At 42.4% G+C, this 13,243-nt stretch carries 9 protein-coding genes; 3 read left to right on the top strand and 6 right to left on the bottom strand.

The annotated features are described in order from the left end of the window. Positions 1 to 273: 273 nt before the first annotated feature. From Q0C19_RS07085 to Q0C19_RS07075, 3 genes are read right to left on the bottom strand one after another with little or no spacing between them, the layout of a single operon-like run. Positions 274 to 1,038, bottom strand: a complete 765-nt coding sequence (locus Q0C19_RS07085; RefSeq protein WP_295054436.1) for an MBL fold metallo-hydrolase — start codon at positions 1,036 to 1,038, stop codon at positions 274 to 276. Beyond that, the gene (locus Q0C19_RS07080) at positions 1,028 to 2,545 is read right to left on the bottom strand and encodes a response regulator (protein WP_295054433.1); all 1,518 of its coding nucleotides are present in this window, start codon (positions 2,543 to 2,545) and stop codon (positions 1,028 to 1,030) included. Before Q0C19_RS07080 ends, Q0C19_RS07085 begins: the two co-directional genes overlap by 11 nt. Positions 2,546 to 2,594: 49 nt before the next feature. Beyond that, positions 2,595 to 5,297 (bottom strand): EAL domain-containing protein, encoded by a 2,703-nt coding sequence (locus Q0C19_RS07075; protein ID WP_295054430.1) that lies wholly within the window; start codon positions 5,295 to 5,297, stop codon positions 2,595 to 2,597. A 261-nt stretch (positions 5,298 to 5,558) separates the two neighbouring features. Between Q0C19_RS07075 and Q0C19_RS07070 the strand changes: the two genes are divergently transcribed. Both Q0C19_RS07070 and Q0C19_RS07065 read left to right on the top strand, forming a co-directional pair. Next, positions 5,559 to 6,791 (top strand): HD domain-containing phosphohydrolase, encoded by a 1,233-nt coding sequence (locus Q0C19_RS07070; protein ID WP_295054427.1) that lies wholly within the window; start codon positions 5,559 to 5,561, stop codon positions 6,789 to 6,791. Further along, a complete protein-coding gene (locus Q0C19_RS07065) occupies positions 6,784 to 7,536 on the top strand; it encodes a class I SAM-dependent methyltransferase (RefSeq protein WP_295054424.1) in 753 nt (250 codons plus the stop codon). Before Q0C19_RS07070 ends, Q0C19_RS07065 begins: the two co-directional genes overlap by 8 nt. A gap of 15 nt (positions 7,537 to 7,551) precedes the next feature. On the opposite strand, the gene Q0C19_RS07060 is transcribed toward Q0C19_RS07065, so the two are convergent. The 3 genes from Q0C19_RS07060 to Q0C19_RS07050 form a co-directional block, all read right to left on the bottom strand. Further along, positions 7,552 to 8,838: a diguanylate cyclase gene (locus Q0C19_RS07060; RefSeq protein ID WP_295054421.1), complete on the bottom strand. Its 1,287-nt coding sequence runs from the start codon at positions 8,836 to 8,838 to the stop codon at positions 7,552 to 7,554. Continuing rightward, positions 8,835 to 11,681: an ATP-binding protein gene (locus Q0C19_RS07055; protein ID WP_295054419.1), complete on the bottom strand. Its 2,847-nt coding sequence runs from the start codon at positions 11,679 to 11,681 to the stop codon at positions 8,835 to 8,837. Before Q0C19_RS07055 ends, Q0C19_RS07060 begins: the two co-directional genes overlap by 4 nt. Positions 11,682 to 11,771: 90 nt before the next feature. Continuing rightward, positions 11,772 to 12,542 carry a PhnD/SsuA/transferrin family substrate-binding protein gene (locus Q0C19_RS07050; protein ID WP_295054416.1) on the bottom strand — a complete coding sequence of 257 codons (771 nt, stop codon included), beginning with the start codon at positions 12,540 to 12,542 and terminating at the stop codon, positions 11,772 to 11,774. A gap of 150 nt (positions 12,543 to 12,692) precedes the next feature. Here Q0C19_RS07050 and Q0C19_RS07045 point away from each other — a divergent pair. Further along, positions 12,693 to 13,243, top strand: a 551-nt coding sequence (locus tag Q0C19_RS07045; RefSeq protein WP_295054413.1) for a hypothetical protein, incomplete at its 3' end; no start/stop codon positions are given.

Genomic DNA, 13,243 nt, shown 5'->3' with positions numbered 1-13,243 from the left:
ATGGCTTGGGCTTGAACAGGGGTAGGGGTTGTGTATCCTTGATCAGTAATTGCTTTGAGCAACGACGCGTTTAGGTTTAGATCGGTAAATGTCATATAAAGTTCCTTTGGTGGTTAGGCCCAACCAAAGTCGTAACTCAGGACGGTTTTAGGCAGGGGGAAGAAATAGGGGTGAAAGTGCAGTTGATGGCAAGTTCGTCATAGCGCCAACCGTAGGCGCAAATAATTAGGGTATTTTATCATACTCTACCTCTTAATTACCTAACGGTGAATATTACACGCACCCGTAAAGCTCATCGCAATGTTCCAATCCCCCCTGAACATTTTCAAACCATTCCAAAAAGTGTTGTACCATCTCCGCTTTGAACAATGATCCGTGTTGAGGGGCAATTATCTCTACATCGTATTGCCGTACACACATCCCCCATGCTCGACAAAAATGGTTTGATGCCATATAACGAGAATGGAAACTTTCTAAAAACGGCCGATGCTCTTCAAAATCATCCACATTTTTATGAAGATTCTGCGGAGATAAAACAGCCGCCCCGATATCACCGGAAAAAAGAATTTTTGATCGGCTGTCATAGAGTGAAAAATTTCCCGGACTGTGGAGAAAATGGGCCGGTATAAATTGTAAAAATTCCTCTCCGAACTTGATCCTTGCCCCATGATCTTCAAGGGCAATAAGTCTGCCCATGTCCATCAAACCGTAATGTCCCATAAAGCGAGTCCACAACTGCGACATCACCAATTTCGCCGACGTCGCAATACTCCATTCCGCAATTGCACCGGCCACATCGGGGTCTTGATGAGAAAAAAAGATATATTTTATTTTTTGCGGATCGATATGCGCCGATACGGCATCATACAATTCACTAAATATCCCCCCGCTTCCCGGATCAATTAAAACGGCTCCCCCTTTTTGAATAATCAAAAATTGGTTGACCGAAAGAGAATATTCACGGTGTTCTTCATCTTCTAGACTGAACATCACACATTTGTGATTTCCGTCGTCATAAAGCAATGCTTCATTTTTCACACTGCATCCCTTTAAATTCTCGAATCAAAACCATTTGGCGTTTCGCAATATAATCGATCAAATTTTTGTGTGCCTGCTCATGTAAAGCAAAGGTGCAAATAACCTCAAAGTGATGCGGTTCTTCATGAATACGAAATATCTCGGCAACGGTGTTGATAATTAACGGACGAAGTACCGTAACCAACACAATATCCAACACAACATTTTGTTTGACGGCAAAGCCCGAGGGAAGTGTCGGAAGCCGAAGTCTGACGGCATTGATTGAGATATCCATAACAACGATTTCTGTTTCAAATTTATGCTCTTCATACAGCAGTGTAACCGTTAAATGTTTATCCGGTATAACCCGTATCGCTTGCCGACGCGTCGGAGAAGTATTGACCATTTGATAGTGATTGAAACAGACGGATTGGTCGTCAAAATCGAATCGATCTATACTATTGCAAAAAATAGCTATCGGAAATAACTCTGAAGTGAGAAAAAACTCTTTCTCATACTGCATTGCTTTGAGCTGCACATGGGGGGTTTTTAAGACAACCTCTTTGTCACTGATCTCCGTAATAAGGGCATCGTTCGTGATACTAATCCCTTTGTAAAGATTATGGGCACGAATTTTTGCCCCGTTTCGCATCGCCATATCAAGCAGCCCGCGCACCATTTTCTCATCTTTGGATAAACGCTCCTGCTCGACAGCCGATGCATCGTAAAGTTTGAGAAGCCCCAATTCACTTACGTCATTCAGCGAAAGAACACCATACCCCTCTTTTTCGGGAATGCTCTGAAAGCGAAGGATAAAATGGTGATGTTCTTCGTCGGCACCGGCAATTTTAACGTTAAACAATTTTCCGGGATGTTTGGATATCTCTAAAAACCAATCTATCCCTTCATGGTTATACAAAAAACCGCTGTGTTTGAGTAATAATTCCCCAAATACTTCAAACCGCTGCCGTAGAGATTCAACACTCTCTGCGGCAAAAAATTCGAGACACGGCTGATTTGCCATAACGATTTTTTGCCCTTGTAACAATACGACGATATTGTTTTGATAGTTAAAAATCGTGTGCAAATTAGCATTGAAAATTTTGTGATGGAGCTCTTCTTTGATGGAATCAGCACATCGGGTGAGGGTTTCGGTCAGATTCTCAATGCGGATCGGCTTGACCAGATAATCAAAGACTCCGACTCGAATCCCCTGATGGAGAAGGTCATGATCATCATGTGCCGTTGTGATAATCACTTTAACATCAGAATCTATTTTCATAATGGCTTCCGCCATCGTCAAACCGTCCATTTTCGGCATCGTAATATCGGTTATGACAATAGCCGGATGATATTCGTTAAAAAGTTTTAAACCCTCTTCTCCATCATAAGCGATGTGCACCGTTTCAAATATTTTTTTGAATAAAACAGCCGCTTGATTGCTTAATCCTACATTATCTTCCACATACAGCAGCGCATACGGCCGCAAAGAAGTACGTAGTTGTTTTAATGCATTAGCTTCAACCATTTACCGTTTCCTTTTATTGCTAATCAAGAATACCAAAACAATCTTAAAGTCACTTTTCTAGACTTAGTCCGGTGCTTTTATGAAGCGCCTCAAATTCATCTAACGGCACCGGCCGACTAAACCAATATCCCTGATACGAATAGCATCCGATATTGCAGAGGGCATCACGCTGTGCTTGTGTTTCTACCCCCTCAGCTATGACCGAGAGACCCATACTCTCGGCTAATGCAATTGTCGATTTACAGATAATGGCATCATTAGGGTCAACCAAAAGATCACGAACAAAACTTTGATCGATTTTCAGTTGATCGAGAGGTAGACGTTTTAAATACGAAAGGGATGAGTAACCTGTCCCGAAATCATCCAGAGAAAAGCATACCCCTTCATTTTTGAGAGCAACCATTTTTTCAATTACCTCTTCCACGTTTTGAACCAAAAGGCTCTCCGTAAGCTCCAATTTGAGTCTCTTCGGATTGGCATTGGTCTCACGAAGGATAGAGAGTACCTGCGCAACAAAATCGTTTTGGCCGAACTGACGAGCACTGACATTGACCGCTATCGTTACTTCTGCCATTTCCGGGATGTAAGACCATAACGCTAACTGTTTACATGCCTTTTTTAAAATCCACTCCCCTAGAGGGAGGATAAGGGCTGTCTCTTCGGCAACCGGGATGAACTCTGATGGCGATACTATACCGCGCGTTGGATGCTGCCATCGAACCAAAGCCTCAGCACCTACGATATGATCATTTTTGACGACTTGCGCCTGATAATAGAGGATAAACTGTTTTTCCTCTATCCCGATACGAAGATCCTCTTCCAACGCGGCGCGCTCTTTTAGGGTATGTTCCATCTTCGGATCAAAAAAGCTCAGTCCGTTACGTCCGGCATCTTTGGATTTATACATAGCCAAATCCGCTTGTTTCATTAAATCATCAATGGAGGTACAATCCCCTTTGAATAAAGTAATCCCTATACTGGCTGTACTTCGATGATTAATTCCCCCAAGAAAATAGGGCTGATTCAAGGAAGCTAGAATTTTTTCCGCAACAAGTTCGCTTGCCGTCGCGGCATCGGTTTCATTTGAACTGAGCCCTCCCAGAACCACAACAAATTCATCACCCCCAAACCGAGAGACGGTATCCCCTTCCCGTACACAGACACTCAAACGCTGGGCAACAAGTTTTAAAAGATTATCCCCGATATCGTGCCCGAGAGTATCATTAAGAGTTTTGAAATTATCCAAATCAATAAAGAGCAATGCCCCGTAATTTCCGCTTCGCGAACTGGCTGCCGTCGCCTGCTTCAATCGATCCATCAAAAGGGTACGGTTCGGCAACGCTGTCAGCTGATCAAAAAAAGCCAGCCCGTTAATTTTTTCTTCTGAAAATTTGCGTTCGCTAATATCTGTATTACTGCCTCGATATCCCAATAAATTTCCGTCATTTTTCACCATTGCAATACCGTTCGTCGAAAGCCAAATCGTATCGCCGTCTCGCGTAACAGCCAAATTTGTAAGATTTTCAAACGACTCTTTGCGCTCAAAAATTTCATGGACTATTTTTTTAAACGATTCTCTCCCCTCTGAGGGATGAATGTCATAAAAATATTTATGCCCGACAAGTTCTTCACTTTGATACCCTAAAACTTTTTCTACCATGGTACTGACATACGTGAATTTTCCCTCTGCATCCACTTCCCACACAAACGTTCGGCTCTGTTCGGCAATCTGTTCGAAGCGCTCTTCACTCTCTCGCAGGTTGCTTTGCTGACGACGTATATTGCTATCCGTTCGCCGTAAAACCAAAAAGATAAAGCCTAAGAAAGCCCCCATCAACACGATACCTATAGCAGCACTGTTAGCAATAAATCGGATAAATTCACCACTCTCGAAACTAATGTCGTTCATCAGCATCAGATCACCGATCTCTTTTCCCGAAGCATCTTTCAGAGGAATCATCGATACCCGCCACTCTTTTCCGCCATACGAGATTTCCGCGTCGGTAATTCGATGAAGACAGTGATTTTCTTCATGATGTTTAGCCACGTCTAAAAAAGGATCGGGCAGTTTTTGTTGAGAGGTATAAATAACGGCATCATTGGGAAGTTGGCTCCAGTTGGATTCACGTCCCAACATACGCATCCCCTCTTCCCAAGGACGCTGTTTTATATATTTTTTGTGTATCAATACCGCAATATTGTCCGTTGAGCGTTCATGAAGCGCTTCCAAGACGTCTTCAATCTCTTTGCCCAACTCGATGTATCCGATTAGCACTCCCTGATCATAAACAGGTTGAACGACACGCAGGGTAAAAGTTCCTAACGGACCGATTTCTATACCAGAGGAACGTTTATGGGTCCACTCGGCTTTCTGCGCAGTAAAGCGGTCTATCAAATCGCCGTGTTTTGAAGGATTGTGTACCCGCAGCAAGCAGACCCGATTTTTGTCCAAAAAGTAAAAATGGGTAAGATGATTTTCGTTTTTCATCGTCTCAAATACACTCTGCCAATCGTGTAAAAGACGTTTACGATCCCCTTCTCTCAACGCTTTTTTCATCCTATCATCGGCAGCGATAGGTTGAATAGCCAAGGTTAATCCCGATGTCTGCTGGTCAATAATTTTTTGTAAATCACTGGAGACATCATCAATTCGAATACTAAAGATATCATTCAAAAAATGGCGCTGCTGATGTACCAAAAGTATTCCAACCCCTAACGTACCTATTAGCGTCATGATTGATACAATGAGCATCAATCGACGCAGAAGAGGTCTGGGCGAAAGATCTTTTACACAAATAAGGTTCTCAACCGACTTTTTTCCATTAAACAAAGATTGAGTTAATTTCTTCAAAATCATTACATAACCTTAAAATATTACAATTTGTTTTTATCGGTTTGATCTACACTTAGGTTTATATATTCTAGCTTTTTTACGTATAAAATGTCCTAAATGCTCTCCGTTTGCAACACTTTTACGATAGACTAATTGTGATAAAAAAATGAAGAAGCAATAATGAGTTACAACGTCAATCTGCGTGAAGTTTCTTATGCCCTTTCTGAGGCGCTCGATTATGTCGGCATTGATGATACGATGCACGGTAAACGGGTCGCTTTTATGTCGGCAGAAATCGCTAAAACACTAGGATGGAGCCCATCTCGTATTGATGATCTTATTATGATAGGAATGCTCCATGACTGCGGCGTATCCTCAACCGATGTCCATAGCCACCTGGTCAATGAACTCGATTGGGATAATTCTCAAGTCCACTGCCTACGAGGTTCAGCGTTGTTGCAGAATGTCGGGATCTATCATCAATATGCTCCGGTTATTTTATATCATCACACCCATTGGGACCATTTTGAAGCCGCCGTTTCAGATCAGATCAAAGAGTATGCCAATCTGATCTATTTAACGGACAGAGTCGATGCCCTTCGGGTACAGTTGGGGGATGCAAGCAATGTTGAGCGTCATAACATCGCTTCGGTTATCCAAAAATACAGCGGAAGTATGTTTTCACCTGAATTAGTGGATGCTTATATGGAGACTTCCTCATCGGACTCTTTTTGGTTTTACATGGAGGATGAAGCGCTCAACGACTATTTTAGCGAATGGATCGGAGCGGGAGAAAACAATTCGGTTCCGTTTAAAATTCTTAAGAATATTGCGATGATGTTCGCGAGCGTAGTCGATGCCAAAAGTACGTTCACCTCCGAACACACCTATGGAGTGGCCTCGCTCGCAAGATATCTCACAGAAAACTGCAACCTTCCAAGCGAAACACAAGAAAAAGTCGAACTTTCGGCATTCTTTCACGATTTGGGGAAATTACGTGTTGCGGATGAAATACTTCAAAAAGCAGGCCCCCTTAACGAAGAAGAACGCTCCCATATGAACCGCCACGGATTTGATTCGCATATGATTCTCCGCAAAATCAAAGGATTTCACGATATTGCCAAAATCGCTTCCATGCACCATGAAACGCTTGATGCCAAAGGATATCCCTATCATCTTGGAGGCGATAATATCCCGATTGAAGCACGTATCCTCACCGTTGCCGATATCTTTCAAGCATTAGTCCAAGATCGCCCTTATCGCAAGGGGTTAAGCGCTTCTGAGGCATACGCGATTATTCATAATATGGGAGAAGAAAATAAACTTGATCGCAAAGTCATCGGTGTACTCGCCGCTCATTTGGAAGAGTGTTATAAACGCTCATTGCACCCCTCCTCCTATCTCAATGAATAACCCCCGATACGATACGCTAACAACCTCGAATCATTTTGATTCCATTGCAGAAGTATTTAACCGCATTTGGTATTTCTCCGATGATTACAAAGATTTTGTTATCAACCATATTCATCGTGATCTTTCTCTGAGTGCGGAGGATATTCTCGTCGATCTCGGCGGAGGGACAGGAACCTTTACCAGCAGGATACAAGACGAATCGGGTGTGACAAAAGCGTATTGCGTCGAACCTTCCGTTGCCATGTGCGACGAGGCGGCAAAGCTGAAAAATATCACGGCGCTCTGCATGGACGCGCATGCTTTTATATCGACAAAAACTCCGTTTTCAAAACTTCTTCTCAAAGAAGTGATTCACCATATCGATGAGAGAGAGCATTTTTGGCAAGCAGTCTATACCCGACTCCCAAAAAAAGGGAAACTCCTCATTATTACCCGTCCGCAACATGTCGCATTCCCTCTTTTTGCATCGGCAAAAACTGCTTTTGCACACAATCAGCCCCCGTATGAACTCTTTGAATCCCAGCTCAAAGCCTGCGGGTTCAAGGTTACAACCCTAAAACGGAGTCATTCGTTTACCTTACGAAAAGAGAACTGGTATGAAATGCTTCGCCACCGCTTTATGTCGGATCTAAGTATTTTCAGCGACGAAGAGATTGAAGAGGGGATACGTGAAATCGAAGAAGTCTATACGGAAGAGTCGATCGATATTATCGACAATCTCATCTTTATTACCGCAACAAAATAAGTATGCACACCAACGTTACCCTTTATACTCAACCACACAGTTACGTCCATTGTTTTTGGCGGCATAGAGAGCTTCGTCGGAATGTTTTACAACCTCTTTGAAGCTCTCATCTTTTAAATCAAATATGGAGACTCCGAAACTGCAGCTTTTATGTCCAATTAGATCAATCGGACACGTATCAATCGACATTCTCAACTTTTCTGCCAGAGTATACGCCTCAGCGCTAGAGGTATGCGGACAAATTATGAGGAACTCTTCTCCCCCCCATCGCCCTAAAATATCGGTTTCCCGGATATGTTCTGATAATACTTTTGAAATGGCAACCAAAACATTGTCCCCCACATCGTGTCCATAGGTATCGTTTACCTCTTTAAAATGGTCGATATCCAGCATAATAACCGCAAAAGAATGATTGTACCGTTTGGCACGTCTGATCTCTTTATTAAAACTGTTTTCCAAATACATTCGATTGTGCAGTCTCGTCAGCTGATCCGTTATGGATAGCTCTTCAACCCGTTTTTTATCGGTAATATTTTGACTGATGGCGGTATATCCGATTTTATATCCCAAATCATCGACTATCGCATATATCAGGGTATCCAACCAGTAAAACGACCCGTTTTTAGTCCGATTTTTTATCTCTCCATGCCATGTATCCCCATTAAGGATCGTTTCCCATAGTTTGACAAACAGGGATGATGGCATGTCGGGATGTCTTAGTATTCTATGCATCTTCCCGATCAGCTTCTCTTTGGTGTATCCCGATATTTTGCAAAAAGCGTCTGAAACTTCGATGATTCTCCCTTCCAAATCGGTGGAAGAGATAATAATGTTTTTATCGATCAGCTTCATTTGACTCTCGATTGTTTTGGCATACTGCTGGCTTTTTTCCAATGCGCGGTTGAGTGCATTTCGCAAATTGAATATCTGCAAGGTATTTTTGAGTCGGGCCAAAAGCTCCTCTTTTTGGAACGGTTTGGAGACAAAATCGACAGCACCGAGTTCAAACCCTTTGACAATACTCTCATTATCATGTTTTGCCGTTAAAAAGATAATCGGGATATGGAGGGTTTCCGGATTGGTTTTAAGCCGTTTTGCCACCTCAAAACCATTCATACCCGGCATCATAATATCGAGTAATATCAAATCGGGTTTCGGGTCTGAGGAGACGATTTGAAGTACTTTTTCACCGTTGGTCGCGACCAAAAGATCGTACTCATGCCCTAAGATTTCAGCTACGACGGAGATATTTAAAGGTTCATCGTCGACGATTAAGATTTTCTGTCTGTTCGTATATTTCATTCTATCGAGCCTACTATTTTTTGAAGCATGACTAATGCATTATCGTATTGATACGTCTGTAAATATTCTATCACTTTTTTACATGATTCATCATTACATGCCCCTCGCAGCATACGTTCAAGTGCTTCTATACGCTCCGGATCAATCACGATGGATTGCGCCAAGTCTTCAATTATGATCGTAATAAACGACTTAACCTCTACCATAGTGTAGGAGGCACTCTCCTCATCCGCACTCCCCTCTTGATAAAAAGTGCGTATTGCCCCAATGACCTGATTTACGGCCGTAATCAATTCCGGAGTCAAAACTTCAATTTCTCTCAAATCATCGGATTGTTCAATCGCACTTGCAAGAGTATAGACTTTTGTCATCGAGAGATTCCCTCCGGTCCCTTTTAGAATATGAACCAAATGGTTAAATGAATCCGTCTGCACGCTTGAAAGATCCAGCATAGAATCAATCATCTCAAACTCATCGCAGAAATAGAGCAAATACCGCTTTATCTTCTTGGGATCGTTTCCGACAAGATCGCTTAATGCTTTTATATCAATCCCATCTATCGACCCCAGAATTTCCGAATCGGCAACCTCTTTTTTCGTGTGGGCAACCGATTTTGAGATACTTCTCAACGGTTTGATCCATCGCACCAATGTATCCGTCAAAGCATCATAATCAATGGGTTTGCTCAAATGGGCATTCATCCCTACCGCAGAGGTGAGTTCTTTGTCTTTTTGCATCACGGCGGCACTCAGCGCGACAATGGGAATCTCTTTATACTCCGGTATCTTTCTAATCTCTTTTGCGGCTTCAAATCCGTCCATAACCGGCATCTGCAAATCCATCAGAATCAAATCATAAAGAATCGTCTGCGCCAATTCTACCGCTTCTTTTCCGTTGGCCGCTATGTCGACAATCATCTCTAACGCTTCGAGCAGTTCCACAACAACGATCTGATTAATCGTGTTATCTTCCGCGAGCAAGATTCGAGCACCTTTGATCGCATCCAAATTCTCTTGGGAAGCCGGTATTTTTTCTACCGCTGATGGGAGAGAAAACGATTGGAGCTTTCCAAACTCCACCGTAAAAATAAACGTACTTCCCATCCCCTCTTCGCTCTCTACCCGAATATCACTGCCCATCATTTGTGCGAGCTGTTTCGAGATAGCAAGTCCCAGTCCTGAACCCCCAAATTTGCGGGTAATCGAGGTATCGGCTTGCGAGAACTCTTGGAAAAGTTTTTGCTGTGCCTCAGCATTCATCCCTATACCGGTATCTTTTACACTAAATTGTACGCAAACACTATCATCATCTTCATCCGTTGATTGAACATGAATCACAATACTTCCCGATTCGGTAAATTTGACGGCATTACCGACCAGATTGGTCAGAATTTGTGTCAAACGGAGAGCATCACCGATCATGACACTCTCCTGCAGATGAGTCTCCAGCGTAAGCGCAACCCCTTTTTGAATCGCCTGAAACTCAAAAAGGCTCATGATATTATTTAACACACTGTTAAGCTCAAACGGCTTGTTTTCCAAATCAAATTTTCCCGCTTCAATTTTCGAGTAGTCGAGGATATCATTGATGACATCCAGCAACGCATGGGATGAGAGATTTGACTTTTCGAGAAAATCACGCTGTTTGGGTTCCAAATCCGTTTTTAGGACTAACTCGGTCAATCCGATAATACCGTTCAACGGCGTTCGGATTTCGTGAGACATATTGGCTAAAAAGTCTGCTTTCGCTTTTGCCGCCGCTTCAGCCGCCTCTTTTGCCTTTTCTAACTCCAATTGACGCTCTTTTTGTTCCGTAATGTCAATGCCGATCGTCGTGACGTACTGCATTTCACCGTTCTCATCCAAAACCAAAGCATTCGACCACTCAAACATCCGCTCTTTTCCCTCTTTGGATACCCAAGCATTTTGAAAACTTTTAGTGATATTTCCTTCACACGCATTTTTGATGATACCGACAACTTTGTCTTGCATATACGGTGGCAAAAATCTCGCCCAGAAGTACGGTTCGGAAGCAATTTCTTGTTGAGTGTATCCGGTAAAATACTCCCCATAGGGGTTGATATTAATCATGACGCCATCACGATTCATAATCGCGATAATCGCATTGGCACTCTCAACCAGTGTTTTATTAATACTTTTTTCAAACATCAATTTATTTTCAAGCTCATTACGCTGAACGATATCCTCTTTGAGTTTTATTACCGCTTCATTTAATGTCTTATTACGTTCGGCGATACGATCCTGCATAAGATGCAGCGTCTCGGAGAGAACCGATATTTCATCCCCATTGTTATGAGAATCTATACCATTCGTATGTTCATCCTGCGCGATCCGCTCGGCATAGAATGTCAACTCATTCAAAGCATTGGTCAGCTTATGTCCAACAATATACGCGATGATAGTACTGATACTTATCTCTATCAGGATGAGAAAAAAGGTCAATTCTCTATTATCATCAATAATCCGCAAACTTTCGGTGATCTCAAAAAGAATCTTTACCTCACCGATCTGCTCGTTGTCTATTTTGATGGGGGCACTTACCAGCCTGAAGGTTCGTCCATTCTCCGCTATATCTCCCGACAATGTATCGAAACGGTCAATATTGATTTGTGTATCTGTACTGACATTGCTCAAAAGTCGCTGCTCTTTGTCTAGAACTTTGACGGCAGCAATATTTTTCAATTTTATAAAACTTTCGGCTTGATTGTCCAATGTCCCTAAATCGTAGACTATCAGCGGCGTTTTAGCCATTTCGGTAAACAGTGCCGTACCCGTTTCAATTTTTTCTTCAATTAACGAGCGGGAAAGCTTTGAAAGCGACATGAAATTAAAAAAAACGATTAAAGAGATAAAAAGTATCTCTATACTCAAAAAGGAGAGAATAAACCGATATCGAAAGGACAATCGCATAAACTATTCTTCGACAGAAGGAAGGAGTTGTGCGATATCGCGCACGCTATCAAATTCGGCATCATCCGTTTCACGCAAATGCTTCATACTCAGTAAGACCAGGAATTCTTGCGGCATATCCACAATCGCTTTTGCCATTTTTTCTTTTAGCTCCCCGGTCATAGCGCGATGAAAGGCGAACGGATGGCTGGGATAAGGTTTTGTTTTATAAAGAACGACGAGAGACTCTTTGGTCTCTTTGTCTTGAAGATCGTTAAACGTCCGCTCAATACCGCCGCCGCCATCTCCGATTCCTCTTGATACCCCTTTATAGACCGAATCATGGGAATTGACGTAACGATAGTTTTTCTCTTTGTTGATATCAATTCCGTACTTTTTCAGCAATTCATATTTAATCAGCAGCGTTGCGGCAAAAGCATCGGGTGCGGGGAAAAGAAATCGTTTTCCTTTTAGGATCGAAATATCACTGATTCCATCCGCTTTACGAGCAACCACGATTCCCACAAGATTTTTCTCATCTCGGACTCTCGCACTGTACCCTTTACGTTTATGGGCAACCACATAATGATACGGGTTCATATAGGCGATATCGTATCCGCCGCTGTATAAAACTTTCTCAAATTCAGGGATAGAACGTTCGACTTTGAGAACTATTTTCTCTCCCGTGGCCTTTTCAAGATAACTGACCATCGGCTGCCATTCTTTGATCATCTCCATAGCGCTTTGCTGAGGAACCACTCCGAATGTGAGTACTTTTGCAAACAAAGTACTCATGAAAAAAGAGTACATAAAAGAAATCATAACGTAACGCATCCATACCCCTCTTGATCGCTTACTAAAGATTATAGCATGCTAAAACCCGATGTCAACGTAATTCTGAGAAGAAATAAGTTTTTTTTGCCCCACTGTGTTATTATTTTCCTTATGATAAATTTGTCTCCCGAAGCACGGCTCAACATTATCCTCCCCAACACCAACAAAGCCCTCTCCGAGGCGATAAAAAATGCCACACCGGAGCAACTTGAGACCCTCAAAGAGGGAAAGGATATAAAATCGCTCCTTACTTCAGTGTTTCAGGATAAAGTGAGCGCTTCAAAATCGGATCAAACGCTTCTCGATCTGCTGAAAAATTCCACGGCATTCAAAAATATGGGGAGTTTTAGCGATAATCTTCAATCCCTCGTCAAAGAGTTGAAATCTTATCCTGAGACCGCTATGAAAACCGCCGTTTTTGAAAATTTTCTCAAAAATATAACAACCATTGATCCGCAAACTCTCAAAAATCAAATCGGATCCAGCGGGATATTTATGGAATCAAAATTGGCTGAAGCGCTGCGAAAACTGCCCGATCTTACCCAGACACTAGAACAGTTAAAGACGGCTCTTGCGAAAAATCCCCGCAGCGATTTCAAAGATCTTCAAACCAAAATAATCACCCTCTTAGACGATCCGATTATCTCAAAAGCAAGCCACCA

Origin of the sequence: Sulfuricurvum sp. (genome assembly GCF_023250475.1) — a bacterium.
Lineage (GTDB): Bacteria > Campylobacterota > Campylobacteria > Campylobacterales > Sulfurimonadaceae > Sulfuricurvum.
Note: the sequence above shows the minus strand (reverse complement) of the source record. Positions and strands in the feature narration are given on the sequence as shown.